The organism is Pseudomonas sp. DCA-1 (genome assembly GCF_046523955.1).
Classification (GTDB): Bacteria; Pseudomonadota; Gammaproteobacteria; order Pseudomonadales; family Pseudomonadaceae; genus Aquipseudomonas; species Aquipseudomonas putida_Y.
On sequence record NZ_CP169881.1, the window covers coordinates 2,858,662 to 2,882,522 of the forward strand.

Here is a 23,861-nt window from a genome sequence, read left to right on the forward strand (position 1 = left end):
TAAAACAACAACAATGAACCGCACACACTTCCTGTCAGCCGCCTGGCTGGCCACCCTCGCCCTGCCCATGCCCGCGCTGGCCGACTTCATCGGCGACAGCCATGCTCGCCTGGAGCTGCGCAACCACTACTTGAACCGCGACTTCCGCCAAAGCAACGCACCGCAGGCCAAGGCCGAGGAATGGGGCCAGGGCTTTACCGCCAAGCTGGAGTCGGGCTTCACTGAGGGCCCGGTCGGCCTTGGCGTGGACGCCTTGGGCCAGTTGGGCATCAAGCTCGACTCAAGCCGCGACCGTCGTAACACCGGCCTGCTGCCGTTTGGCCCGAACAGCCACGAACCGGTCGACGACTACAGTGAGCTGGGCCTGACCGGCAAGGTTCGTGTGTCCAAGAGCACCTTGCGCCTGGGCACCTTGCAGCCGATCCTGCCGGTGGTGGTGTACAACGACACCCGCCTGCTGGCGTCCACCTTCCAGGGGGGGCTGCTCACCAGTCAGGACCTTGATGGCCTCACCTTCAATGCCGGACGCCTGACCAAGGCCAATCTGCGCGATTCCTCTGGTCGCGATGATATCGGCTATGGCGCAGCCAGCAGTGACCACCTGGACTTTGGTGGTGGCAGCTACGCCATCACCCCGCAAACCACGGTCAGCTATTACTACGCCAAGCTTCAGGACATCTACCGTCAGCAGTTTGTCGGGCTGATCGATACCCGCCCACTGGCAGAAGGTGTGAGCCTGCGCAGTGACCTGCGCTACTTCGACAGCCGCAACGACGGTGCCGAGCGTGCCGGCAATATCGACAACCGTAACTTCAACGCCATGTTCACCCTGGGCGTGCGGGCGCACAAGTTCACCGCCACCTGGCAGCAGATGTCCGGTGACAGCGCCTTCCCGTTCGTCAACGGCGGCGACCCGTTCACCGTCAACCTGGTCACCTACAACACCTTCACCCGGGCCGGGCTGGACTCTTGGCAGGTGCGCTACGACTACGACTTCGTAGCCATGGGCCTCCCCGGCCTGAGTTTCATGACCCGCTACACCGACGGTCGCCACGCCGAAACTGCCACCGTGACCAATGGCCGCGAGCGCGAGCGCGATACCGACATCGCTTATGTCATTCAGAGCGGTCCGCTCAAGGACGTCAGCCTGCGCTGGCGCAATGTCACCTTCCGCTCCGGCAACGGCCTGACCAACGCCGTGGACGAAAACCGCCTGATCATCGGCTACACCCTGGCGCTGTGGTAACAGCGCCCCTCACATTTTGAACAGCATGGAGAACAGCATGTCTGCCGCCCCTACTCTGCAAAGTTTCATCGCCGGCCGTTGGCTCGGCCAGCACGGCGCCCAGGCCCTGCGTAGCGCCCTCGACGGCCACGTGTTGGCCTACAGCCATGAAGAGCGCCCTGACTTCGCCGAAGCCGTGGACTACGCGCGTGCACGCGGTCTTGCCTCGCTGATGGGCATGGATTTCCAACAACGTGCCCAACGCCTCAAAGCCCTGGCCCTGTACCTGGCCGAGCACAAGGAGCAGCTCTACGCCCTGTCGCACCACAGCGGCGCCACCCGGGCCGACAGTTGGATCGACATCGAAGGCGGCAACGCCACGCTGTTCTCCTATGCCGGCATCGGCAGTCGCGAGCTGCCTTCGGGTAACCTGGTGCACGAGGGGCCTGCCATACCGTTGGGCAAACAAGGCCATTTCGCCGGTAGTCACATCCTGGTGCCACGGGCAGGCGTTGCGGTGCACATCAACGCGTTCAATTTCCCCATCTGGGGCATGCTGGAAAAGTTTGCCCCGACGTTTCTCGCCGGTATGCCCTGCATCGTCAAGCCGGCGACCTCGACCAGCTATTTGACCGAGGCCGTGGTGCGCCTGATGAATGCCTCCGGCCTGCTGCCCGAAGGCAGCCTGCAGCTTGTGATAGGCAGCACCGGCGATCTGCTTGATCGCCTGCAAGGCCAGGACGTGGTGACCTTCACCGGTTCTGCCGATACCGCTGCCAAATTGCGCGTGACGCCCAACCTGATTCGCAACTCGGTGCCGTTCACTGCCGAGGCCGACTCGCTCAACTGCGCCATCCTCGGCCCGGACGTGACACCGGACAGCGAAGAGTTCGACCTGTACATCAAGGAAGTGGTGCGTGAAATGACCACTAAAGCCGGGCAGAAATGCACCGCCATCCGCCGCGCGATCGTTCCGGCCAGGCACCTGGATGCCGTTGCCACCCGCCTGCGCGAGCGCCTGAGCAAGGTCGTGGTTGGCGACCCGTCGCTGGAAGGCGTGCGCATGGGGGCCCTGGCCTCACATGACCAGCAGCGCGACGTTGGCGAGCGGGTGCGCAGCCTGCTGCAGAGTTGTGATCAACTGTTTGGCGCCAGCGATGGCTTTGCCCCACGTGGTGAAGGCGTGGCTGAAGGCGCGTTCTTTGCCCCGACCTTGTTGCAGGCCCGTGACCCACATGCCGAGGGCGGCGCCCACGACATCGAAGCGTTCGGCCCGGTCAGTACGCTGATGGCCTATGACGACCTCGACGAAGCCTTGGCACTGGCTGCCCGTGGCAAAGGCAGCCTGGTGGCGACCCTGGTTACCGCCGACCGCAGCGTGGCCGCCAAGGCTATCCCGGTGGCTGCTGCCTGGCATGGCCGTCTGCTGGTGCTCGATAGCCAGGCCGCCAAGGAGTCCACCGGTCACGGCTCGCCGCTGCCGCAGCTCAAGCACGGTGGCCCGGGCCGCGCCGGTGGTGGTGAAGAGCTGGGTGGCCTGCGTGCGGTCAAGCACTACCTGCAGCGCGCCGCAGTACAAGGCTCGCCGAGCATGCTCACGGCGGTCACCGGCGAGTACGTGCGCGGCGGCGAAGTGATCGAAACCGAAGTGCACCCGTTCCGTCGCTACTTCGAGCAGCTGCGTGTCGGCGAGTCGCTGCTCACCCATCGCCGCACCGTGACAGAAGCTGACCTGGTCAATTTCGGCTGCCTGTCAGGCGACCATTTCTACATGCACTTCGACGAAATCGCCGCCAAGGCCTCGCAGTTCGGTAAACGCATTGCCCATGGTTACTTCGTACTGTCGGCAGCGGCCGGGCTGTTCGTGTCGCCCGGCGCCGGACCGGTATTGGCCAACTATGGGCTGGACACCCTGCGCTTCATCAACCCGGTGGGCATTGGCGATACCATCCAGGCGCGCCTGACCTGCAAGCGCAAGATCGACCAGGGCAAGGCCAGCCCGCTGGGGCAGCCGCAGGGGGTGGTGGCATGGGATGTGGAGGTAACCAATCAGCTGGGTGAACTGGTGGCCAGCTATGACATCCTGACCTTGGTGCTGAAAAAGCCAGAATGATGGGTTGAAGCTACCGGCCTCTTCCCGGGCAAGCCGCCTTTGCCCGGTACTGCACAGCGCCCTCTTAGGAGCGGGTTCACCCGCGAAGAGGCCAGTAGCTGCCCAAGGCACTTGGGAAGTGCGCGTACGTGGTTGTAGTGAAGTACTCAGGCAACTGAAACCGTTGGTCAGCGACTGCCATTGCCCAGTGGATCTCTGGCGTGCACCTGTCGATCACAATTCATGAGGATCATGAACGAGGACTGCACAATGGATTTCCTACTGCGAATGGGCGGCGGCAATGTTGAAGATGATTGGCCGGAGCTGGAGCCTGATAGACGCAACGATCGGGCAGACGATCCTGATGCCGACCCCAATGTGACGGATGACGATGAAAACCGCCCTGGCGTCCCAGCCAGCGACCCTGAGTCCGGCGCATGACAACATGAGCATCATCGTATCCTGCAGGAGCGGGCACGTCCGCTCCTGCAGTTTCCTGTTCCAAGTGCAGGCGAGGTATTAAACCACCGCCGCCGGACCACCCACCGACTGGTTGGGCTTGCTCCCCGAAATCCGCCAACTCACGGCGGTAACGCCATAACGCTCGGCCATCGGCCGACTGACTTTCCTGATCTTCTCGCGACCGAACTTGGGAATGATGCCGATGCCCGCATCACAACTTGCCCAATGCCAGGCCTCGGCATTATCCAGGCGTTCCAGGCGAATAATGAAACTGCGCGGCTGGCCATGCAGTTTGTAATCAATTATGTACAGCTGTGGGCTAGGCATCGCAGGGGGCCTCCTCTTCTCCATGGATGACATTCTGATTGATCGGGCCGTGACCAGAAGATTCAAAATTTTGTCGAACCTTTGGTACCAGTGGCCGAACGTGTGCCCTGCCTAGGTTCCGAGAGTCCAGCTCCTCGTTGCGCTCATTGCCTTTGCAGTCAGCTGACCGATGGCACGAAAAACACGCAGGCAAGATGTTTGCGTCACGGAGGTGACCGTTCGTCAGCTTCAACGCAACGTTTATTGCCAGCCAGGGCCGAAACTTCATGCAATAAAGGAATTGCCCAGGAGCCGGAATGAAGCCAGTCAAGCATCGCGCCACCATCATTTGCCGACATGGCAAGCAGCGCCATAAATGGTTGTGGGTGAGAAAGCCCAACGCGCCCTGGACCCTTCCAGGCGGCAAGATCGAGGCCGGCGAGACGCCAATGCAGGCCGCTGAGCGGGAGTTGCTGGAAGAGACCGGCCTGCAGGCTGAGTCGCTGATTTTGCTGATGCGCCACGAAACGCCAGAGCGGATGCATTACGTGTTCGCAGCGGAATTTGCTGACGCACCGCAACCCAAGGCCCGGCATGAAATTTCCGATTGCCGCTTTGCTCACTTGGACCAGGTGGCTACGGTAAAGGGCGAGATCAAGTCCCTGATCCGCTCCTTGCTGGCTTGTGACCCGGGCACTGCGGCGTCAGTTCGTTAAACTAAGCGTGCACACTCCATTGAGTTGCATCCGTCTCGATCGGCATTTCATCGATTGTATGGATCATCCCGGCTTCCAGCGCCTCCTGCGGCCCCAGTATCCGTGGATAGGCCATTAGATACCGCGTTACATCCAGTACCTCGGTCGCGCCTTTTGTACGCTCGGCCACGATCTGCGCATACAGACGCAAGTCGTAATCCAGGCTCATTGCATACTCGGACATCCGCGAATGGTCTACCGAGCCATGCAAGGTCCAATGAAACGGGTGGAAAAGAAACTTGCTGAAACTGCAAGCCGTGCGTCGCTCTCCGGCCAGGAAGAGGATATTGCCCATGGATTCCACCGTGCCCAGGTTGTGGGTATGCACCTCCACGGGTAACGCCCGCAGAAAGTTGTACAGGGTAAACCCATAGCTGCACTCGCCGCCCATCGTGGCGATGTTCAGTTGCAGTGTTTCGGCACCCTGTTGCAATGCTCGCGAGCAGGTATTGATCAGGTTGCCGCAGGTGGACGAATTGATCGGTCCGGTGAAGTGGATGATATGTCTGGCCATGCTTGCCTCCAGGGGTGGCAGGTCATTGCTTGTTCTTCTGCACATCGTCACCCTGCCCGGCCATTTGCCAGAAGGCGAAACGGTCGAACTTGGTCCTGGCACCCTGCCATGAAGCGGGTATGCGGTGGAGACGCCAGTTGCCGCAAAGTTCAACTCGGCGTCAGCAGTTCCGTTGGTCAAGCGTTGTGAACCCTTGCCGGCCCTTGCCGGTCGCACTTTCAGAGCGACCGAACAAGGAACCGGCAGTGAGGACGGCAGCGTGAGCGATATTCGCATCGGTATCTCCGGGTGGCGCTATGGCCCCTGGCGCAAGGATTTCTACCCCAAAGGCCTGAAGCAGGACGATGAACTGGCATTCGCTTCACGGGCGGTGAACAGCATCGAGATCAATGGCTCGTTCTACAGCCTGCAAACGCCCGAGCGCTATCTGGGCTGGCGTGAACAAACACCGGACGGCTTCGTGTTCGCGGTCAAGGGGCCGCGCTATATCACCCATGTGCGGCGGCTGAAGGACATCGAAGAGCCAGTAGCCAACTTTTTTGCCTCCGGGCCGCTGCTGTTGGGCGAAAAGCTCGGGCCATTCCTGTGGCAGTTCCCTCCCAGCATGAAGTTCGATGAAGACCGTTTTGCCCGGTTTTTCGAGCTGCTGCCTCACACCCGCAAAGCGGCCCGTGAACGCGCCCAAGGCTGCGCCGAACGCCTCAAGGGCAATGGCAGCCTTGCCATCAAGGGCAATGCACGCTTGCGTCACGCCGTGGAAATCCGCCACGAGAGTTTTCTCTGCGAAGCCTTTATCAAGCTGTTACGCAAGCATCGCATGGCACTGGTAGTTGCCGACAGCGCCGGCAAGTGGCCCTGTGTCGAAGATTTGACCGCCGACTTCGTCTACATCCGCCTGCACGGGGATGTGGAGTTGTACAGCAGCGGATATACCGCACGCGCGCTGCGGCGCTGGAAGCAGCGTATCCAGCAATGGAGCGAAGGTACCCAGGCGGACGATGCCCACCTGGTCGTGCCGGGGCCGCCGCCTCGGCGTGCGGCACGGGATGTATACTGCTACTTCGACAACGACCAGAAGGCTCACGCGCCATACGACGCCAGGCGCTTGCTGCAAAAGCTGTCGTTGGATCATGAGCTGATGACCGAGCCTGGCATGGTGCCGGAGGTGGCCTTGTGAACAAGCCCCTGCCCACCCCACGCTGCATCATCGACAAGGTAACCGCTGTACGCCGGCTCAATGTGTTGACGCTGAACGTGCACAAAGGGTTCACCTTCTTCAACCGGCGCTTCATCTTGCCCGAGTTGCGCGAGGCCGTAAGGGCCACCGGCGCCGACCTGGTGTTTTTGCAAGAGGTGCACGGCAGTCATAAGCAGCATGCCCTGCGCCACCCTGCCTGGCCAGAAACGCCGCAATACGAGTTTCTGGCCGACAGCATGTGGCCGCAGTTCGCCTATGGCCGCAATGCCGTGTATCCCCATGGCGATCACGGCAACGCGCTGCTGTCAAAATTCCCCATCAGCCGCTTCGACAACCTGGATGTCTCGGTGCAGGGCAATGAACAGCGTGGCCTGCTGCATTGCCAGCTGGAGGTGCCGGGCCATGACGAGGTGCATGCGGTATGCGTACACCTGGGCCTGCGGGAGGCCCACCGGCAGAGCCAGGTAAAGCTGATGCTGGACCTGCTGGCCAGCCTGCCGCCCAAAGCACCGGTCATCATCGCCGGCGATTTCAACGACTGGCGGCTGAAGGCGGACGCGGTGCTGAGCGAACACCTGACAGAGGCCTTCGGCACCCCGGCGCGCAGTTTCCCGGCGCGCCTGCCGTTGTTGCGCCTGGACCGCATCTACGTGCGTAACGCCATACCGGGCGCTGCTCAGGTGCTGTCCAAATACCCGTGGTCGCATCTGTCCGACCACGTACCACTGGCTGCGGAGATCAACTTGTGAACCGACCTTGGGTAGAAGGCAACAGCGTGCAGTTGCTCATCAACGGCGAACAGTACTACCCCCGCGTATTCGAGGCCATGGCCAAGGCGCGGGAAGAAATACTGCTGGAAACCTTCATCATCTTCGACGACAAGGTGGGTCAGCAATTGCAGCAGGTGTTGATCGACGCTGCCCGACGCGGGGTGCGCGTGGAAGTGGCCGCGGACGGTTACGGCACAGCCGACCTGCCGGCGGCCTTCATTTCAGCGATGACCGACGCGGGCGTAAGCTTTCACGCGTTCGATCCACAACCCCGGTTATTGGGCATGCGCACCAACCTGTTCCGCCGTTTGCACCGCAAGATCGTGGTGGTCGATGGTGAGCGGGCCTTCATCGGCGGTATCAACTACAGCGCCGACCATTTGGGCGACTTTGGTGCCATGGCCAAGCAGGACTATGCCGTGGAGGTCACCGGCCCGGTGGTCGCGCAGGTACATGCCTCCAGCAAGCGCCTGATGTCCCCCGTGCTGCAGCCCCCCAGTGCTGTACGCCCGGTTACCGAGCCTGCCGGGGGTAGCGACGCTGTGCTGATCGAGCGCGACAACGGGATGCGCAGTAACGATATAGAAGCGCACTACCTTCAGGCTTTTCGCAAGGCCAGGCAACGCATCGTGGTCGCCAATGCGTACTTCTTTCCAGGCTATCGGTTGATGCGTGAGTTGCGTAACGCGGCCCGGCGTGGCGTGGAGGTTCACTTGATCTTGCAGGGCCAGCCTGACATGCGCTGGGTACGGGCATTGTCGCGCCTGCTGTACAACTACCTGCTGCGCGACGGCGTGATGATTCATGAGTACTGCCAGCGGCCGTTGCACGGCAAGGTGGCACTGGTGGACGACCAATGGGTCACCGTTGGCTCCAGCAACCTCGATCCTCTGAGCCTGTCGTTCAACCTGGAGGCCAACCTGTTCATTCGTGATCGGGCCTTCAACCAGCAACTGCACCAGCATTTGCAGGCTCTGGCCAGCGAGCAATGCAAACCGGTCACCTTGGAGCGCATGATTCGCGGCTACTGGTGGCGGGCACCGTTGATCTTCGCGTGCTTCCACGTGATCCGCCACTTCCCGCGCATTGCGGGCTGGTTCCCTGCGCACCGGCAGCGTTTGCGCTCGGTGCAGCCGGAGGTCGAACCCCAGGGCAAACTGCACGAGGGCAACTCCTGATGGCGCGCAAAAGCTGGCAAACCTGGGGCAAACGCTTGTTTACGCTTGCGTTCCTGATCCTGATCCCTGTGCTGTTGTACCTGCTGGCGCGTAATCTGGACTGGAATGAAGTACGCCAGTCTTTGCTGGCCTACAAACCTGGCACCCTGGCCATCGGCTTGGCGATCGCGTTGTGCAGCTATCTCGCGTTCGCCAGTTACGACCTGCTGGCCCGGGCTTACACCGGCCATACACTACCTGCCCGACAGGTATTGCCAGTCGCGTTCGTGTGCTATGCCTTCAACCTCAACTTCACAACCTGGGTAGGCGGGGTCGCCTTGCGCTACCGGCTCTATGGCCGACTGGGCCTGGATACCGCGACCATTACGCGAATCCTCACCTTGGGGCTGTTGACCAACTGGATGGGCTATATGCTGCTGGCCGGCACCGTATTTGCCCTGGGCCTGGTCGAGATGCCCGGCAACTGGGCGGTAGGCACTACAGGCCTGCGCCTGATCGGGCTGCTGTTGCTGGCAATTGCGGGCGGCTACCTGCTGGCCTGTGGTGTTGCCAAGAAGCGCACCTGGAGCTGGCGCGATCACGAAGTGACGCTGCCCTCGCTGCGACTGGCGCTGTGCCAGGTGGCGTTGGGTGCCAGCAACTGGGCACTGATGGCGCTGCTGATCTTCTGGTTGCTGCCGGGCGAAGCGTTCTACCCGTCGATTCTGGGCATATTGCTGATCAGCTGCGTCGCTGGCGTGGTGGCGCATATTCCGGCGGGGCTGGGTGTGCTGGAAGCGGTGTTTCTGGCCTTGCTGCACGGGCAGATGGCCCAAGGCACGCTGGTGGCTGCCCTGCTCGGCTACCGCACGCTGTACTACCTGATTCCGCTGCTGTTGGCGGTGGTGACCTACCTGATCCTGGAAAAGCGCGCCAAGGCCATGCGCCGGCGCGACAAGCCTGCTCAGACCTCTCAGACCTGATGTGCCCTGGGGCAAATGTGACGCGTTGCGTGGCACCGGCAAAGCCGGTGCCAGAGCACCTTGTCCCCTGATGGGCGATCGCCTGGAAGGGCAGTCCGCCTATCGGCTTCAGGGCGAGATCGGATCACTCGCCGGGAAGGTTTCATCCAGCGCATTGTCCACCGCGCTCTCGCCCGGCTTGTCACCACAATGGCAGTCCTGCATCCGGCATGGCTCACCATTGCGGTGGCCGGTGGCGCAGGCCTCGCAGCAATATGCCTTGCCGTCGCGCTCCAAGGCATTGGCATCCACCGTGCAGGAACAGTGCGTGCACGCGCAGCGTTGATCGTTCATGGCTTGCTCTCCTCGTCGTCAATCACATCATCGGTCCAGGGCACCCCATCCAGCGGCGCGGATCGGGCCAGTTCGGCCTCGTCCAGGCCAATGCCGCCACCAATCTCATCGGCATCCACCTGCCGCAGGCGTTGGTCTGTCGGGCCGCCTCTGCCGCCCGGCTCGTGGGGATCGCGGGCACCGGTTTCGTCCAGCAGCGTGTCCGGGCTCAAATCGTCGTAGGTGACATTGTCCTCATGCAGGCTGTCACTCAGCGCCTCGCCGCCGGTCATGCCACTCTGCGCCACGCGTCGGGGGGGAAACTCACGGGCGACTTCGGCGGCCGGTCGTTCGTCGCCCACACGCCCTTCACGCTCATCCAGGCGTTCATCGAAATCCAGCTCATGCACGCTGCCCATGCGGTCTTCGGTGTCATCGATTTCGGTGGGTGTGTACGGCTTAGGTTCATCGGGTCGGGCCATGTGCGTTCTCCATCAGTTGGCTTCATTCGGTCGACTGCGCCAGCTCACGGAAGATTCAGAGTTTTTTGAACTACCGCCTCGGCCGACGCCTCCCACCTTAGAGACTGTGATCTGCCCGGAGCCCGCCATGGCCAAGCCCCTGCAGGAATACACGCGCAAGCGCAACTTCAACGCCACACCCGAGCCCAGCGGCAAACGCATCCGGGGCAAGCGGGCTCATGCGCTGCAGTTCTGCATCCAGAAACACGACGCCAGCCACTTGCACTACGACTTCCGCCTGGAACTCGATGGCACCTTGAAAAGCTGGGCGATCCCCAAAGGCCCATCGCTGGACCCCAAGGTGCGTCGCCTTGCAGTGCATGTGGAGGACCACCCGTTGGACTACGCCGATTTCGAGGGGCATATCCCTGAAGGCCACTATGGTGCAGGCGATGTGATCGTCTGGGACCGTGGCATTTGGGAGCCTGAAGGCGATGCGCATGAAGCCTACGCCAAAGGCAAGCTGCGTTTCCGCCTGCAAGGTGAGAAGCTTGGCGGCGTGTGGAACCTATTCCGCACCCAGTTGGCCGGCAAGAAAGAGCAATGGATGCTGGTCAAGTCACACGATGCCCAGGCGCGCAGCGAAGCGGAGTACAGCATTGTCGAGGCCCTGCCCGACAGCGTGCTCAGCGAGCGCACGCTGGTGCCACGCAAACCCGCTGCAAAAAAAGCCGCTACACCGCGCAGTAGTCGTAAACGCCCCGGCAAAGCTCAGACTGCACCGTTGCCAGCGCAGTTGCAGCCGCAGCTGGCCACGCTAGTGGATTCTCCACCCAGCGGCGACTGGCGCTACGAAGTCAAGTTCGATGGCTACCGTATCCTGGCCCGCATCAAGGGCCAGGACATCCGCCTGTTCACCCGCAACGGCCATGACTGGAGCAGCAAGATGCCCCGGCAGGTTGCCGCCCTGCGCGCGCTCGGTATCGACTCGGCCTGGCTCGACGGTGAAATGGTGGTGGCTGATGAGAATGGCATGGCTGACTTCCAGGCGTTGCAGAACGCCTTCGATACCGAGCACGACGAACACATCACCTATTACCTGTTCGACCTGCCATTTCTGGGCGGTCAGGACCTGCGGCAGCTAACGCTACAAAATCGCCGCGATACATTGCGCCAACTGCTTGAGCACAACCATTCCGACGTCATCAAGTATTCCGCCGACTTCGACGAACCTGTCGAGTCACTGCTCGAAAGTGCCTGCCGGCTGAAGCTGGAAGGCCTGATCGGCAAGCGTGCTGACAGTGTTTACAGCGGCCGCCGCAGCCCGGACTGGATCAAGCTCAAGTGCAAGCAACGCCAGGAATTCGTGATCGTCGGTTACACCGACCCCAAAGGCAGCCGGAGCGGCTTTGGGGCCCTGCTGCTGGCCCTGCACGACAATGACAGTGGCGAGCTGCGCTATGCCGGGAAGGTAGGCACCGGCTTCAATTCCACGACACTGGCCAGCATCCACGCGCGGCTCAAGCCCCTGGAAATCGCCAAGCCAGCCCTGCCCTCGCCGCCCGCCGGTGCCCAGGCGCGTGGTGTGCACTGGCTGCGGCCGCAGCTGTTGGCCGAAGTTGCCTATGCCCAAATGACCCGTGACGGCATCGTGCGCCATTCGGTATTCCACGGCCTGCGCGATGACAAGGCAGCAACCGCCATTGACCTGGAGCGCGCCATGCCCGCCAAGACTGTATCCAACCGCAACAAGCAGGCCAAGGCGCCTGAAAACTTGGGTGAACTGCGGCTGACCCACCCCGACCGGGTCATCGATCCTTCAACTGGGGCGACCAAGCGCGAGGTTGCCGAGTATTACGCCGGCATCAGCCAGTGGATCCTGCCCCAGCTCAAGCACCGCCCGGTGGCATTGGTGCGCGCCCCGGACGGCTTGGGCGGAGAGCTGTTCTTCCAGAAAAACGCGGGCCAGCTGCATATACCCAACGTACTCAGCTACGAAAAGGACGAGGCAGGCCAGGCGGCGATGGTCATCAATCGCCCGGACACGCTGCTGGGCGCGGTGCAGATGAACATGCTGGAACTGCACACCTGGAACGCCACGGACAAGAATTTCGACAAACCGGACCGTTTCGTGCTCGATCTGGACCCTGACCCCGCGCTGCCCTGGAAGGCGATGGTGGAGGCGACCCAACTGACCCTCACCCTGCTAGACGAACTGGGCCTGAAGGTGTTCCTGAAAACCAGTGGTGGCAAGGGTATTCACGTCGTTGTCCCCTTGACCCGGCGAGCCGGCTGGGACGAGGTCAAAGACTTCAGCCACGCCATCGTCGGTTACCTGGCCAAGCTGTTTCCGGAGCGCCTGAGCGCGGTGTCGGGGCCGAAAAATCGCGTGGGACGCATCTTCATCGACTACCTGCGCAATGGCAAGGGCGCCACCACGGCGTGCGCCTACTCACTGCGTGCCCGTGAGGGGCTGCCTGTATCGGTGCCTATCTGGCGTGATGAGCTGGCGCACATCAAAGCCGCCAACCAATGGAACATCAACAACCTGCGCGCGCGCCTGGCGGAGGTCGACGACCCTTGGGCCGACATGGGCAAGGTACGCCAGTCGATCACCGCGCGCATGCGCAAGCAGCTAGGGCTCGAATGATGACGCCCAAGCGATTGGACACGACCCGGGAGGCCCGACCATGAGCATCGTTCAGGACTTCAACCTGACCACCCTTGACCGCCTTCTACGCACCTTTGGCGAACGCCAGTTACCGCTCAATCTGGATACCCAATTGCCGCAACTGATCCAGGCGCTGCAAGCTGATCACCTCGACCTGCTGCCGCTGCCGGGGCAAGGCAACACCTTGCGTCGCTGGCAGACCTTGGCACGGGTGGCCGGTTGCGACCTGGCGCTGGCCAAGCTCTATGAGGGCCATACCGATGCCTTGGCGATCCTGGCGGAATGTGGCGCAGCGCACCACGCCAACGACGGCATTTGGGGCGTGTGGGCGGCAGAGCCGCCCGATGCACGGGTCCACATCACTGCGCGTGAAGGCGACCAGGTGCGCCTGAACGGCACCAAAGCCTGGTGTTCAGGTGCCTTGCAGATCGATCGCGCGCTGATTACCGCCTGGGATGAGGCCGAGCAGCCGCAATTGGTGGCAATCGAGCTGTCACAGCCAAGCCAGGGGCTGAACATCGAACACTGGCAGGCCGTTGGCATGGCCACCACCGCCAGTGTCGAGGTGGCTTTCAACGATACTCCAGGCACGCTCATTGGCACGCCAGGCCAATACCTCTCGCGTCCTGGTTTCTGGCAAGGCGGTGCGGGTATCGCCGCTTGCTGGTACGGCGCGGCCGAGGCGCTGGCGGATTACCTGCGTGAGCATTGCCGCAAACCCCGCCCAGACCCGCATGCCGATGCGCATCTGGGGGCTGTGGACGCTGCGTTGCATGGCGCCCGTGCATCACTGCGTGAATGTGCTGCCTGGATCGATCAACAGCCCGGCGTGGATGCCAGTTTCGAAGTTCGCCGCACCCGCGCCCAGGTAGAACAGGCCGTAGAGCAGGTTATCAGCCACGTCGGTCGTGCCTTGGGGGCCACGCCGTTCTGTCGCAGCAGTCATTTTGCCCGGCTGAGCGCCGACCTGCCGGTGTTCCTTCGCCAGAGCCATGCCGAGCGCGATCTGGCGATGCTGGGCCAGCAGTTGGTCCACTTGCCAGCGGGGGTATGGCAGCTATGAACCAGAACCTGATCCAGTCCGCCGGTGGCACGCCCTGGACAGCCTGGCAGCATAGCGCGCACCTGGCGCGTGCAACCTGGCTCGACGCACGCCAACTGTGCCCGCCGGGGCGCCGGCTGGTATTGATTGCGCCGCATCCGGATGACGAAATTCTCATGGCCGGCGGCCTGCTGGCAGGCTTCAAAGGGCGCGAGGATGAGCTGGTGCTGATCTCCGCCACCGACGGCGAAGGCAGCCACCCCGGCTCCAGCCATTGGACCGAGCATCGCTTGCGCCGCCAACGCCCTCAGGAAAGCCGACAGGCCCTGCAACAGCTCGACCTTGACCTTGAGCGCCTGGACTGGCGCAGGCTCCATCTGAAGGACGGCCAGTTGCCGCGCGAAGAAGCGTTTCTGGCCAGTCACCTCACGCAGTTACTTCGCCCCAATGATCTGCTGATGGCCACCTGGCGCAGTGACGGCCATTGCGATCACGAGGCCGTAGGCCGCGCCGCTGCGCAGGCGGCTGCAGCCCGTGGGGTGCAATTGGCTGAGGTACCGGTCTGGGCCTGGCACTGGGCTGAGCCTGACGACCCGCGCCTGCCATGGCCCCGTGCGCACCGTCTGCAGCTCGATGAAAGCCATTTGGCACGCAAGCGCAAAGCCTTGGCCGCTCACGTCAGCCAGCTGCAGCCGGACGGCGAGCAGCCGCCGGTGCTACCGCCGCACCTGTTGGATTGCCTTCTGCAACCTTTCGAACTGGTGTTCCTTTGAATGGAGCTGTCATGAGCCTCGATCCTCAGTATTTTGCCGAGCTATACGCCACCAATGAAGATCCTTGGGCCTTTCGCACCCGCTGGTATGAGAAGCGCAAACGCGAGCTGGTGATGGCCAGCTTGCCACGGCAGTGCTATCAGCGTGTGTTCGAGCCAGCCTGCGCGAATGGCGAGCTCAGTGCGCTGCTGGCCGAGCGCTGCGCTGACCTGCTATGCCAGGACCTGGACCCGACGGCCGTAGGCCTGGCCCGGGAACGCCTGGCGCACCTGCACAATGCTACGGTCGAGCGGGCCCGGCTACCAGGGGACTGGCCGGGCGGCCGCTTTGACCTGATCGTGCTCAGCGAGGTCGGCTATTACCTTGATCCCACCGACTGGCTGCAGGTGATCGAACAGTCGGTGGCCAGCCTTGGCTACGACGGCACGCTACTGGCCTGCCACTGGAAGCACCCTATCGCGGGTTGCCCGCAGGATGGTCGCGAGGTGCACCGTATGTTGACCCGGCATTTGCCGTTGCATCAGCAGTTCCGGCATGAGGAGGCGGACTTTTTGCTGGAGTGCTGGTCATGCCAGCCAAGCGTTGTCGATCTCGATGAGACGTGCCCATGATCGCCGTTGTCATCCCTGCGCATAACGAAGCCCGCCGCCTTGGGCGATGCCTGCGGGCGGTGCTGGTGGCTGCCCGGCAGATGCAGCAAGCGGGACTGCGCGTGGAAGTGCTGGTGGTGCTGGACCGCTGCAGCGACGGCAGCGCCGCCGTGGCGCGGCGTTTCGGCGTACACACGCTGGAGGTGGATGCCGGTAATGTCGGCATGGCACGTCGTGTTGGGGCGGCGCACATGGTCGAGCGTGGCGCCACGTGGCTGGCGTGCACCGATGCGGACAGCCAAGTCCCTGCGCACTGGCTGCTGTCGCAGCTGGCCTGTAGCGCCGAGGTGGTTTGCGGCACCGTGCATGTCGATTACTGGCAACCCTGGCAGACCGCCGCGCTGCGCAAGCTGTACCAGAGCCGCTACCAGGCGTGTGAAGGGCATCGGCATGTGCACGGCGCGAATCTGGGGGTATGTACCGATGCTTATGAGCGTGTAGGTGGCTTCCAGCCCCTGGCGGCGCATGAAGATGTGCAACTGGTCAGCGACCTGCAGGCCAGCGGTGCCCAGATCGTCTGGACCGCCAGGCATAGTGTGGCCACCAGCAGCCGGCGCGATAGCCGCGCCCGCGAGGGGTTTGGGGATTATTTAGCCGGGTTACAGGCGCAGTCCTGAAATCACTGGGATTTCGGCAGTGTTCATGAAGCTTTGCGCGCTTTTTTCACCGGTTTCTTGCCACCCAGGCTGCGCTTGAGCAGTTCGGTAAGGTCGAGGATGTCCGCACCTTTCTCGGCCCCACCTGCGTCGCCCTTCTCCACCGCCTCGATCTTGCCCTTGCTGGCTTTCTCTTCCACCAGGTCCATGATCGTCTGGCGGAAGGCGTCATGATAATCCTCAGGCTTCCAGGGCCCGCTCATGTCCTCTACCAGGCGCTTGGCCATCTCCAGCTCGCGCTTCTCCACCTTACTGTCGGTGACGCTGGAGTCCAGCTCCAGCGTTTCCAGCCCTCGCACCTCCTCAGGCCAGCGCAAGGTGATCATCACCAGCGCATCGTCCAGGGGCCGCAGCAGCGCCAGGTGCTGCCGGGTATGCAATACCACGGTGGCCAGGGCCACCTTGCCGGTCTTTTCCAGCGTCTCGCGCAGCAAGGCATACACCTTGCCGCCACGGCGGTCCGGTGTCAGGTAGTACGGCGTATCGAAATGCTGCAGCGGAATGTCGCCCGCTTCTACAAAGGAAAAGATATCGATGGTCTGGGTCGCTTCGGGCCGGGCCTTACGGATCTCCTCCTCACTGATCACCACGTAGCGGCCCTTCTCGAACTCTACGCCCTTGACGATATTGTCCTTGTCGATTTCCTTGCCGGTCACCTTGTTCACCCGCTTGTAGCCGACCGGCTCCATGCTGCGCTTGTCCAGCCAGTCGAAATCCACACGCTCGGTGCGCACGGCGGTATTGAGTGCCACGGGGATGTGCACAAGGCCAAAACTGATGGCGCCTTTCCAGATTGCCCGAGCCATGAGGGTGCTCCCAGGGTTGCCTGCTGATACCAGAAGTGACTGCGCCCGGCGACAAAGGTTTAGCTGCCCTGCCCTGCGGCAACCGTTACGCCTGGCTGAACAGCACCCGCTTGAACGCTTCGGCCGCCAGGTGCACCTGTACCGCCCAATCCCCCGCGGCTTCGCTGCCCGCATCATCGGAAATGTATTTCAGGCACACGAACGGAATACCTTCGTCACGCGCGATCAATGCCAGCACGTAGGCTTCCATGTCGACCACGTCGTAAGGCGCGTCGCCATGGTTGATTTCGAAGCTGTCACCGCTTCCACAGGTTTCCACCGCCAGGCCGGGAATTATCGCCCCGTGCTCGAGTACCACCGGGGTATCGGACAAGGGCGTTTCATAGCGGGCAAAGCCCAGCGCGGTCACATCCATGTCGCGTTGTACGAAGCGGTTACAGCACACGACTTCGCCCTTGCCATGACGCTGGCTGCCAGCCGAGCCCAGGTTGACGATAAGTCTGGGCCTGCGCGTTGCAATCGCCTTGGTCAGGGCGATAGCGGCATTGACCTTGCCAATGCCGGTGAACACGGTGTTCACCTCGGTAAAGACATCGCCAGCCTCGGCCTCGAGGGCAAAGACGAACAGCGTGTCATCCAGGGAAATGTCGGGGAATCGCTTGATCAGCATCATGGAGCAGGTGTTTCCGAGTGGCTGCAAAGGGCGCGGCCATTGTCGGTCAACCCGGGCTAAATGCAAGTCCCGGCAGCCACCACGGCGCTTAACGCCTGCCCTTTGCCAAGCCCGTCTGCCCTGGCCTGTGCCAGGCAGAGCGGCATGGGTACCATGACGCAGCACGTGCAGGGCCGTATCATGCTGCCTCAGCGGCTGCGGGTAACGGTGAGCGCCACGGCGGCGATGCGCTCGACCTGTTCGTAGCCTGGCTCAGCCAGTTGCTCGCCAAATACGTCGGGGTCGATTTCCCGATACACCCAAGCCCAGTCCGGACCGGCCAGGCGCAGGCGGATGGCTTCGAGCAGGGCGTCGCGGCCTTCGACAATGGCCACGCCGGTGTACAGCAGCAATGTACCGTGGCGGCTCAGCCGTTCGCGAGCCTGCTCCACGATACGCAGTGACAGGTCGACGCCTAGCGCGCCGCCACCGTGACGGTAGATGCGGGCGTTGGGGTCAAGCATGTAGGGCGGGTTGGCAACGATCAGGTCGAACGTACCGCTGATACCGTCCAGCAAGTCGCTGGGCTCGACCGAAAGGTTACTCACACCCGCCAAGGCTGCATTGATTGCCGTATAGCGCAGCGCCAGAGGGTTGATGTCAACGGCGCTGACCCGCGCGTGCTGGGCGGCGCGGGCAATCAGCAAGGCGCCCACCCCGCTACCACAACCGATATCCACTGCATGCTCGACCCGCTCGGTGCAGTGCTGGAGGTGATCGCGAATGACCTGGGCAAAGCGGTAACTGTCCGGGCCGAAGAACACGGCATCGCTGGCGTCGGTTGGATACGCCGAATGCAGCAACAGTAATTCATCCAGGCTGGACCAGCGTACCGTGCTGATCAGCCGTTCACCCTGTGCAACCAACGCCTGCGCACGTTCGAGCAACAGTAACTGATCTGCCGACAGCAAACCTGGCTCGAAAGGTCGGCTCCAGCCGAATATATCGCGCAGGGTGCTGGCCTGCACGCAGCCCTCGCGGGCATTGACGCGCGCGTGAGTGGCGGGTGTCACGCAGGTAAAGCGGTATCCATCGGCGCGCAGGCGCTGTCCCAGTTGTAGCAACGCCTGGTCTGCCTCGATTTGCCTGTGAGCGAGCATCATCAACGTGGTTCCTCCTGGCGCAGCCCGGTTACGCGCATGTAGGCGCGCGTGGCACACAAGCCGTCCGGCGTGGCGTGGTGGTTGCCGGCCATCCTCTGGATCAAGGCCTTGGGGGGCACATTCAAAGCGTCCTTGGGTATATCTTCAGGCACCTCGGGCAGCCCCCAACTGCCAGGGGACACGCGGCGGATGGACGGCTGCCAATCGTCGGCGATCCAGTCATGCCATAGCTGTTTTTCATAGGCGTTGAACACCCCGAACATCGCCGCGGTCGGCCCGTCGATCAGCGTCCACCAGCGACTGTTTACTGGCGGCTGCCCTCTGCGGATCCAACCCTGAGCCTGCAATGCGGCAACGAATGCGGGCATGGCGCCGGGTTCGGCCAGCCATTGATTGATCGTGCGCTGCTGCAGGCGGCAATGGTCGGCATGCATCAACTGGCCATAGACCCGCTTGCGCTCAAGGGCTGCAAACAATTCGCCTTGCAGGTCGAACTGGCGGATGAGGTCTGGCGTGGCGATACCCCGGTCATTCAGGCGGTAGCCTATGCGCGCCCTGGCGTAGAACGCCTGCGTATCATGCGCGGGGCTTAGCTGGTTCAGCGCCTGAATTGCCAGGCGGGCGTGGCCGCTGGCGGCATTGTCGATGGTCACATGCAGCTGAAAATACTGCGCGTCGATGCCCAGTTCGGCCAGTTCGTACGTAGTGATCAGCAAATGCAGCGGTGGCTGCTCATAACCGAGGTTGTAGCCAACCAACTCTGGCAGGTAAGTGTCGCAGTGCCGCCCCAAGGCAAGTTGCAGGACCCCTTGCAGATAACGTGTGTCATCCAGGGGCATGGCCTCTACGCAACCCAGGCGACCAAGCAGGCGCTGATAGATCAGCACATGGTTGCAGCGTGGATCACCGTTGCCGAGCTCTTCCAGATAGGTGCGAATCAGCCCGTGATAACGTGGATCGCGCCAGTGATACAGGGTGCCCTGCAGCCAGGCGCCGTCCACGGCCTTGGTCGGCGCAACCTGTTGCAGGAACCACAATGCGTGGGCGCGGTTGGAAAAGTAGCGCCGTGGCATGCCTTGACGGCGTTGTGCCCGGTAATGGGTGTAGGCCTTGGCAACCTTGGCAGTGTGCATCCTGCTCCAGGCCGGCAACTCGGACGGTGTGTCGGGCAAGTCGTCCGGCATGCTCGCTGCACCCGCCAGTTGCTCCTCCAGCCATGAGGCGCTGCCAGCATCCTGGCCTGCGAGCATTGCTTGGTAGCGTTGTCGCAGGCTGGTCGATTCGATGGCCACTTGCGCAGCGCCTGCGGTGTTGCGGTTCATCACCGTCATGCCGTGCTCCTTGTCTACTTATTGGCTCGGCTTTTGGCCCGGCATCGGCTCGGGGTCGGGCGCAGGCTGCGGTGCAGGCTTGGAATCAGGTTGCTGCATCTGCAGCGAAGGTTTGCTGGGGTCGGAATCTTTGCCGGGGTGGTCATTGTCGCGGTCGAAACAGCCGCCGACCAAGCTCAGCGAGCCCATCAGGATGATCAGTGGAGTCAGTCGCATGGGTACCCCCTTCGATGATTGCAGTGCCAGGTCGCCCCGGCACTGCGCCTCGGTCAGTTACAAACACAGTTACGAACGGCCGCCCTTGTGCCCCGACTCGCGGTCGTGGGGCATGTTGCCGCCCGAGGACTGGCCGCCCTTGCGACCGGCTTCGGAAGCTTTTTCACGGTCATTGGCGAAATTGCCCGGGTTCTTGTTGCCGCCTTGGCTCCCTTGCTGATTGCCGGTGCGGCTGTTGTCTTTAGTGGCCATGGTGTTCAAACCTCATATGACTTCGGAATGCACGGCAAGCTGCCGTACACAGATTCGGAGTTCGGCGATATCGGCAGATTCGCTTTATTACGAGAGGTTCGGACCGGTGGCATTAAATAAGCGACATTGCCATATTTGGCGCGCGTGTCAGTGGTGCGGCGGGCTATCCATGCGCGCCTGGCGGCGACCCAGCCAGCCACCTGTCGCGGCCCAGCCCACGGCAAGCAGCGCACCGATCAGCATCGCCAATTGCGGGTGCTCGCCCAACACGTCCAGCGCACGCTTGACCCAGCCGCTCAGGGCATCGCCGCCACGGTAGACCACCGTGTCGATGAAGTTCTTGGCTTTGTACTTGTCCTCGGCGGGCAGCACGGTGAACAGCATCTCCCGCCCCGGCCGTACCAATGCGTATTCACCCGCCCGACGCACCACCATTACCACCACGAACAGGGCGAAAACCGGGGCCAGTGCCAGCCACAAGAAACCGGCAGCCATCACCAGCGGCACTGCAACCAGCAACACACCGACCCCCAGCCGACGGGCCAGGCGCCCGGTAACAAAGACCTGGGTAAGGATGGCCAGGGCCTGCACAACTGTGTCGATCAGGCCGAACACCTGTGTCTGCCGGGTGCGGTCAGTGAAGGTTTCGCTGACAATACGCGCCTGCTCGAAGTACAAGAATGTGCTGACGCTGGCCAGCAACACCACGAACAAAGCGATGCCTAGCAGATAGGGCGAGCGCAGGACGGCGGTGGCGCCGGTAAACGGGTTGCCGCCCAGCGGCCGAGAGTCCTGGTGCCGGGTTTGCATCGGCACGGGCTGGCGTGCTCGCCAACGTTGCAGAAACAGTGTCGCGCCGACACTGCCCAGCAGCAATAGCGCCGCCAGCACCAGCAACCCGGCATGGCCGAGCGGCGCCACCAGCAAGGTGCCAAGCATGGGACCACTGAGCCCGCCCAGGCTGGCCCCGGCTGCCAGCAGGCCGAACAGCCGCTTGCCTTGGGCGGTGGAAAACAGATCGGCGAGCACGCTCCAGGCCAGCGAGATCGTCAGCAAATTGAACACCGACAGCCAGATGTAGAAAGCCCGGGCGGTCCAGAGATCGTCAGGGTTACCGGCCAACAGTGCCGCGAACAGCAACAGGTTGCTGACGAAAAAACCATAGGTCCAAGGCAGGATATGCCTGCGCTGCACCTTGGAGGCCAGCCAGCCAAACAGCGGCAGGCACGCCAACGTGGCAATGAAGGTGCCGGTGAACAACCACTGCAGGTTTTCCACGCCACCGGCAACGCCCATGGTTTCGCGGACCGGGCGCAGCATGAAGTAACCGGTGAACAGCAGGTAGAACACAAGCAAACCGGCGACTACCGCCGGCCCCTCCCCAGGCTGGATGTTCAGCGCTTGGTCCAGGCGCCGCCAGGCTTGCATGGTGTCAGGCAAACTGCTTGATCAGCGCCTGTTGCTGCGCCTGGGTGAGCATTGGCCCATGCCCCGCCTTGAGCTGATCGAGCTGGCGATCAGGCCGACTGGTAGCAGGTATGACCGTGGTCACTGCCGGGTGGCTGATGGCGAACTTGAGAAATAGCTGTGCCCAGCTGCCTATGCCTGCTTCGGCAGCCCAGCCCGGCAAGGCCTGGCCCTTGACCCGGGCGAATAGTCGGCCATCGTCGAAGGCCCGGTTGATCAGTACCGCAACACCCTTGTCCTGACACAGTGGCAGCAGTTCACGGGCGGCGGCGGGGGCGTTGACCGCGTAGTTGATCTGGATGAAGTCAAGCGGCTCGCTGCGCACGATACGGGCGACGTCATCGTGGCCGCTGTTCAGGTAATGGGTGATGCCGACATAACGTGTCCCGCCCTGCTGCTTCAGCTCGCGGGCATAAGGCAGCTGGGTCTGCCAGTCACGCAGGTTGTGAATCTGCAGCAAGTCCACCTTGTCGGTACGCAGGCTCTTGAGGCTGCCGACCCACTGCGCCTGGGCTTCAGCCCGGCTATTGGCGGCGATCTTGGTGGCAATGAAGCACTGGCGGTGCCAGCCGCCCTCTTCCAGCAACTGGCCGAGAATGCTGTCGGCCCCCCCGTAGTTGGGCGAGGTGTCGATCACCCGGCCGCCGCCTTCGAAGAACGCCTTCAGCACGGTTTTGAGCTGAAGATATTGGGGGGAGCCGCTTTCTACCTCGAAACTGCCGGAAGTACCGGCACCGATCACCGGCAACGCTTCGCCGGTGGACGGTACTTTACGGGCCAGCAAACCCGCTGGCACCGCAGCGTGCAGCCAACGGCTGGCGGCAGCCAGCAACCCCAAAGCTGCACCTGCGCGTAGGACATCACGACGTGCGTACACGGAAAATCTCCCGTCACGAACCGGAAACTTTCAAGGCTAGCCGCTCTGTCACTCGCCTGCGGGTGTTTCTGTATCTGGATGTTTAATGATCAGGCATGCAGCAATGGGCCCAGATCAACCCCCGTCTCGCCCATCGGCGGGCACCAGTAGTAGCCACCCGTCAGCGGGCGGCTAAAGCGGTACAATCCGTCGATGATGCCGTCTTCCAGGCCACTCATGCGCCGCAATTGCACTTCGAATGCATCGAAACTCTTGCCCAAGGCGACGAAGGCCAGGCCGGCGCCGCGCTGGTCGGCCCAGGCTACCGAGCGACGGACCATGAACGCTTCGGGTTCAAAGCTTTCCTGGGCAGTGCGCTTGACGTGCGCGGACTCGGGGGCATCGTCGAGCTCTTCGTTGTCGCTCAGGCGGCGGCCGATGATATTGTCCTGGTCAGCCTGGGGCAGCGACTTGAAGTATTCCAGGTCGTGCTTCCACAGCTGGAACGCGGCAAAGCTGGAACCATCGGCGGCAATGGCCGCCTGTACGGCATCTTCGTCCACCGGGTTTTCGGTGCCGTCTTCGTAACCGGTAAGGTCATGGCCACCGCGGTGCAGGAAGCCATCAACGCTGTCGGCCAACTGCAGGGCGGGTGCCAGCGCCTGCTCCAGGGCCTGGGCGCGCAGCAGCAGGTCGCCACGTTCGTCGCCACGCAGCCACAGCCACAGGGCGTGTTGGGTGCTGGGGTTCTCCACTGCGGCATCCAGCAGCGGGAAAGCGCGCAGGCCTGGTACTTCACGGCCCAGAGCCTTGACCAAGGGGGCGCCTATGCCGAGCAACAGTTGTTCGCCATCGACCTGCGGCAGCAAGGCATCCAGCGCGGCAGGCAACGCCTCGGGCGACTGCAGGGTGAAGAACAGGTGACGGGCGTGGGCCGGCACCGGGGTGGCAAGCAGACCTTGCTGGAACGGCATATCAGGCTAATCCTAGGGTAAAAGCGGAATGCTACTTCGCCTGCATGCCTGCTGCAATGCGGCATGCAGCCTCGGCAGCAGCTGTGCTTGGTAACAAACGGTTACCAAGAGCTGGCC

The 23,861-nt window shown here is 62.6% G+C and carries 25 protein-coding genes and 2 pseudogenes; 13 read left to right on the forward strand and 14 right to left on the reverse strand.

Annotation, left to right across the window (positions count from 1 at the left end; translation table 11 throughout):
• Positions 1-13: 13 nt before the first annotated feature.
• The 3 genes from ACE4QZ_RS13425 to ACE4QZ_RS13435 all read left to right on the forward strand — a co-directional run bounded on the left by ACE4QZ_RS13425 (position 14) and on the right by ACE4QZ_RS13435 (position 3,758).
• Positions 14-1,246, forward strand: a complete 1,233-nt coding sequence (locus ACE4QZ_RS13425) for an OprD family porin (RefSeq protein ID WP_021784708.1) — start codon at positions 14-16, stop codon at positions 1,244-1,246.
• Between the two features lie 37 nt (positions 1,247-1,283).
• Positions 1,284-3,338 carry a phenylacetic acid degradation bifunctional protein PaaZ gene (gene paaZ / locus ACE4QZ_RS13430; protein WP_021784709.1) on the forward strand — a complete coding sequence of 685 codons (2,055 nt, stop codon included), beginning with the start codon at positions 1,284-1,286 and terminating at the stop codon, positions 3,336-3,338.
• Between the two features lie 249 nt (positions 3,339-3,587).
• The gene (locus ACE4QZ_RS13435; protein ID WP_153811166.1) at positions 3,588-3,758 is read left to right on the forward strand and encodes a hypothetical protein; all 171 of its coding nucleotides are present in this window, start codon (positions 3,588-3,590) and stop codon (positions 3,756-3,758) included.
• A 78-nt stretch (positions 3,759-3,836) separates the two neighbouring features.
• On the opposite strand, the gene ACE4QZ_RS13440 is transcribed toward ACE4QZ_RS13435, so the two are convergent.
• Complete coding sequence (locus tag ACE4QZ_RS13440) at positions 3,837-4,106, reverse strand: DUF6555 family protein (protein WP_021784711.1); 270 nt, start codon at positions 4,104-4,106, stop codon at positions 3,837-3,839.
• Positions 4,107-4,402: 296 nt separating this feature from the next.
• Here ACE4QZ_RS13440 and ACE4QZ_RS13445 point away from each other — a divergent pair, with 296 nt between their 5' ends.
• Positions 4,403-4,801 (forward strand): NUDIX hydrolase, encoded by a 399-nt coding sequence (locus ACE4QZ_RS13445; protein ID WP_021784712.1) that lies wholly within the window; start codon positions 4,403-4,405, stop codon positions 4,799-4,801.
• Position 4,802: 1 nt separating this feature from the next.
• Here ACE4QZ_RS13445 and ACE4QZ_RS13450 read toward each other — a convergent pair whose 3' ends face one another.
• Entirely contained in the window at positions 4,803-5,354 is a 552-nt protein-coding gene (locus ACE4QZ_RS13450) for an ATP-dependent Clp protease proteolytic subunit (protein ID WP_021784713.1), read from the reverse strand.
• 124 nt (positions 5,355-5,478) lie between these two features.
• On the opposite strand from ACE4QZ_RS13450, the gene ACE4QZ_RS13455 reads away from it, so the two are divergent.
• Genes ACE4QZ_RS13455 through ACE4QZ_RS13470 form a run of 4 tightly spaced genes read left to right on the forward strand, consistent with a single transcriptional unit; the run spans position 5,479 to position 9,462 of the window.
• Positions 5,479-6,531: a DUF72 domain-containing protein gene (locus ACE4QZ_RS13455; protein WP_033730610.1), complete on the forward strand. Its 1,053-nt coding sequence runs from the start codon at positions 5,479-5,481 to the stop codon at positions 6,529-6,531.
• Positions 6,528-7,301: an endonuclease/exonuclease/phosphatase family protein gene (locus ACE4QZ_RS13460; RefSeq protein WP_021784715.1), complete on the forward strand. Its 774-nt coding sequence runs from the start codon at positions 6,528-6,530 to the stop codon at positions 7,299-7,301. Before ACE4QZ_RS13455 ends, ACE4QZ_RS13460 begins: the two co-directional genes overlap by 4 nt.
• Positions 7,298-8,500, forward strand: coding sequence for a cardiolipin synthase ClsB (gene clsB, locus ACE4QZ_RS13465; RefSeq protein WP_021784716.1), 1,203 nt, complete (start codon positions 7,298-7,300; stop codon positions 8,498-8,500). Before ACE4QZ_RS13460 ends, clsB begins: the two co-directional genes overlap by 4 nt.
• The gene (locus ACE4QZ_RS13470; RefSeq protein ID WP_021784717.1) at positions 8,500-9,462 is read left to right on the forward strand and encodes a lysylphosphatidylglycerol synthase domain-containing protein; all 963 of its coding nucleotides are present in this window, start codon (positions 8,500-8,502) and stop codon (positions 9,460-9,462) included. Before clsB ends, ACE4QZ_RS13470 begins: the two co-directional genes overlap by 1 nt.
• A gap of 108 nt (positions 9,463-9,570) precedes the next feature.
• Here ACE4QZ_RS13470 and ACE4QZ_RS13475 read toward each other — a convergent pair whose 3' ends face one another.
• Complete coding sequence (locus ACE4QZ_RS13475) at positions 9,571-9,795, reverse strand: metallothionein (protein ID WP_021784718.1); 225 nt, start codon at positions 9,793-9,795, stop codon at positions 9,571-9,573.
• A complete protein-coding gene (locus ACE4QZ_RS13480) occupies positions 9,792-10,256 on the reverse strand; it encodes a hypothetical protein (RefSeq protein ID WP_021784719.1) in 465 nt (154 codons plus the stop codon). Before ACE4QZ_RS13480 ends, ACE4QZ_RS13475 begins: the two co-directional genes overlap by 4 nt.
• A gap of 127 nt (positions 10,257-10,383) precedes the next feature.
• Between ACE4QZ_RS13480 and ligD the strand changes: the two genes are divergently transcribed.
• From ligD to ACE4QZ_RS13505, 5 genes are read left to right on the forward strand one after another with little or no spacing between them, the layout of a single operon-like run.
• Entirely contained in the window at positions 10,384-12,885 is a 2,502-nt protein-coding gene (ligD, locus tag ACE4QZ_RS13485) for a DNA ligase D (protein ID WP_021784720.1), read from the forward strand.
• Between the two features lie 40 nt (positions 12,886-12,925).
• Complete coding sequence (locus ACE4QZ_RS13490; protein ID WP_021784721.1) at positions 12,926-13,969, forward strand: acyl-CoA dehydrogenase family protein; 1,044 nt, start codon at positions 12,926-12,928, stop codon at positions 13,967-13,969.
• Entirely contained in the window at positions 13,966-14,721 is a 756-nt protein-coding gene (locus tag ACE4QZ_RS13495; protein WP_021784722.1) for a PIG-L deacetylase family protein, read from the forward strand. Before ACE4QZ_RS13490 ends, ACE4QZ_RS13495 begins: the two co-directional genes overlap by 4 nt.
• An 11-nt stretch (positions 14,722-14,732) precedes the next feature.
• Positions 14,733-15,332: a class I SAM-dependent methyltransferase gene (locus ACE4QZ_RS13500; RefSeq protein ID WP_021784723.1), complete on the forward strand. Its 600-nt coding sequence runs from the start codon at positions 14,733-14,735 to the stop codon at positions 15,330-15,332.
• A complete protein-coding gene (locus ACE4QZ_RS13505; RefSeq protein WP_021784724.1) occupies positions 15,329-15,988 on the forward strand; it encodes a glycosyltransferase in 660 nt (219 codons plus the stop codon). Before ACE4QZ_RS13500 ends, ACE4QZ_RS13505 begins: the two co-directional genes overlap by 4 nt.
• A gap of 23 nt (positions 15,989-16,011) precedes the next feature.
• On the opposite strand, the gene ACE4QZ_RS13510 is transcribed toward ACE4QZ_RS13505, so the two are convergent.
• The 10 genes and pseudogenes from ACE4QZ_RS13510 to ACE4QZ_RS13555 form a co-directional block, all read right to left on the reverse strand.
• The gene (locus ACE4QZ_RS13510) at positions 16,012-16,833 is read right to left on the reverse strand and encodes a Ku protein (protein ID WP_021784725.1); all 822 of its coding nucleotides are present in this window, start codon (positions 16,831-16,833) and stop codon (positions 16,012-16,014) included.
• 85 nt (positions 16,834-16,918) lie between these two features.
• Complete coding sequence (locus tag ACE4QZ_RS13515) at positions 16,919-17,506, reverse strand: nucleosidase (RefSeq protein WP_021784726.1); 588 nt, start codon at positions 17,504-17,506, stop codon at positions 16,919-16,921.
• Positions 17,507-17,562: 56 nt separating this feature from the next.
• Positions 17,563-17,680, reverse strand: a pseudogene (locus tag ACE4QZ_RS13520) (carboxylate-amine ligase); the annotation flags it as partial.
• A 14-nt stretch (positions 17,681-17,694) separates the two neighbouring features.
• Entirely contained in the window at positions 17,695-18,648 is a 954-nt protein-coding gene (locus ACE4QZ_RS13525; RefSeq protein ID WP_021784727.1) for a methyltransferase, read from the reverse strand.
• Positions 18,648-19,979 (reverse strand): iron-containing redox enzyme family protein, encoded by a 1,332-nt coding sequence (locus ACE4QZ_RS13530; protein WP_021784728.1) that lies wholly within the window; start codon positions 19,977-19,979, stop codon positions 18,648-18,650. Before ACE4QZ_RS13530 ends, ACE4QZ_RS13525 begins: the two co-directional genes overlap by 1 nt.
• Before the next feature lie 18 nt (positions 19,980-19,997).
• A complete protein-coding gene (locus ACE4QZ_RS13535) occupies positions 19,998-20,195 on the reverse strand; it encodes a hypothetical protein (protein WP_021784729.1) in 198 nt (65 codons plus the stop codon).
• 69 nt (positions 20,196-20,264) lie between these two features.
• Positions 20,265-20,390 (reverse strand): annotated as a pseudogene (locus tag ACE4QZ_RS13540) (general stress protein); the annotation flags it as partial.
• Positions 20,391-20,594: 204 nt separating this feature from the next.
• Positions 20,595-21,875, reverse strand: coding sequence for an NTP/NDP exchange transporter (locus ACE4QZ_RS13545; protein WP_021784730.1), 1,281 nt, complete (start codon positions 21,873-21,875; stop codon positions 20,595-20,597).
• A 4-nt stretch (positions 21,876-21,879) separates the two neighbouring features.
• Positions 21,880-22,791, reverse strand: coding sequence for an aldo/keto reductase (locus tag ACE4QZ_RS13550; RefSeq protein ID WP_031322623.1), 912 nt, complete (start codon positions 22,789-22,791; stop codon positions 21,880-21,882).
• 89 nt (positions 22,792-22,880) lie between these two features.
• Positions 22,881-23,744: a Dyp-type peroxidase gene (locus tag ACE4QZ_RS13555; RefSeq protein ID WP_021784732.1), complete on the reverse strand. Its 864-nt coding sequence runs from the start codon at positions 23,742-23,744 to the stop codon at positions 22,881-22,883.
• Positions 23,745-23,861: the final 117 nt, after the last annotated feature.

Excerpts from the sequence above, each read along its gene's own strand:
- ACE4QZ_RS13425 (WP_021784708.1), top strand. The coding sequence starts at position 14 with ATGAACCGCACACACTTCCTGTCAGCCGCCTGGCTGGCCACCCTCGCC.
- paaZ (WP_021784709.1), top strand. The coding sequence starts at position 1,284 with ATGTCTGCCGCCCCTACTCTGCAAAGTTTCATCGCCGGCCGTTGGCTC.
- ACE4QZ_RS13435 (WP_153811166.1), top strand. The coding sequence starts at position 3,588 with ATGGATTTCCTACTGCGAATGGGCGGCGGCAATGTTGAAGATGATTGG.
- ACE4QZ_RS13440 (WP_021784711.1), bottom strand. The coding sequence starts at position 4,106 with ATGCCTAGCCCACAGCTGTACATAATTGATTACAAACTGCATGGCCAG.
- ACE4QZ_RS13445 (WP_021784712.1), top strand. The coding sequence starts at position 4,403 with ATGAAGCCAGTCAAGCATCGCGCCACCATCATTTGCCGACATGGCAAG.
- ACE4QZ_RS13450 (WP_021784713.1), bottom strand. The coding sequence starts at position 5,354 with ATGGCCAGACATATCATCCACTTCACCGGACCGATCAATTCGTCCACC.
- ACE4QZ_RS13470 (WP_021784717.1), top strand. The coding sequence starts at position 8,500 with ATGGCGCGCAAAAGCTGGCAAACCTGGGGCAAACGCTTGTTTACGCTT.
- ACE4QZ_RS13475 (WP_021784718.1), bottom strand. The coding sequence starts at position 9,795 with ATGAACGATCAACGCTGCGCGTGCACGCACTGTTCCTGCACGGTGGAT.
- ACE4QZ_RS13480 (WP_021784719.1), bottom strand. The coding sequence starts at position 10,256 with ATGGCCCGACCCGATGAACCTAAGCCGTACACACCCACCGAAATCGAT.
- ligD (WP_021784720.1), top strand. The coding sequence starts at position 10,384 with ATGGCCAAGCCCCTGCAGGAATACACGCGCAAGCGCAACTTCAACGCC.
- ACE4QZ_RS13490 (WP_021784721.1), top strand. The coding sequence starts at position 12,926 with ATGAGCATCGTTCAGGACTTCAACCTGACCACCCTTGACCGCCTTCTA.
- ACE4QZ_RS13495 (WP_021784722.1), top strand. The coding sequence starts at position 13,966 with ATGAACCAGAACCTGATCCAGTCCGCCGGTGGCACGCCCTGGACAGCC.
- ACE4QZ_RS13500 (WP_021784723.1), top strand. The coding sequence starts at position 14,733 with ATGAGCCTCGATCCTCAGTATTTTGCCGAGCTATACGCCACCAATGAA.
- ACE4QZ_RS13505 (WP_021784724.1), top strand. The coding sequence starts at position 15,329 with ATGATCGCCGTTGTCATCCCTGCGCATAACGAAGCCCGCCGCCTTGGG.
- ACE4QZ_RS13510 (WP_021784725.1), bottom strand. The coding sequence starts at position 16,833 with ATGGCTCGGGCAATCTGGAAAGGCGCCATCAGTTTTGGCCTTGTGCAC.
- ACE4QZ_RS13515 (WP_021784726.1), bottom strand. The coding sequence starts at position 17,506 with ATGATGCTGATCAAGCGATTCCCCGACATTTCCCTGGATGACACGCTG.
- ACE4QZ_RS13525 (WP_021784727.1), bottom strand. The coding sequence starts at position 18,648 with ATGATGCTCGCTCACAGGCAAATCGAGGCAGACCAGGCGTTGCTACAA.
- ACE4QZ_RS13530 (WP_021784728.1), bottom strand. The coding sequence starts at position 19,979 with ATGACGGTGATGAACCGCAACACCGCAGGCGCTGCGCAAGTGGCCATC.
- ACE4QZ_RS13535 (WP_021784729.1), bottom strand. The coding sequence starts at position 20,195 with ATGCGACTGACTCCACTGATCATCCTGATGGGCTCGCTGAGCTTGGTC.
- ACE4QZ_RS13545 (WP_021784730.1), bottom strand. The coding sequence starts at position 21,875 with ATGCAAGCCTGGCGGCGCCTGGACCAAGCGCTGAACATCCAGCCTGGG.
- ACE4QZ_RS13555 (WP_021784732.1), bottom strand. The coding sequence starts at position 23,744 with ATGCCGTTCCAGCAAGGTCTGCTTGCCACCCCGGTGCCGGCCCACGCC.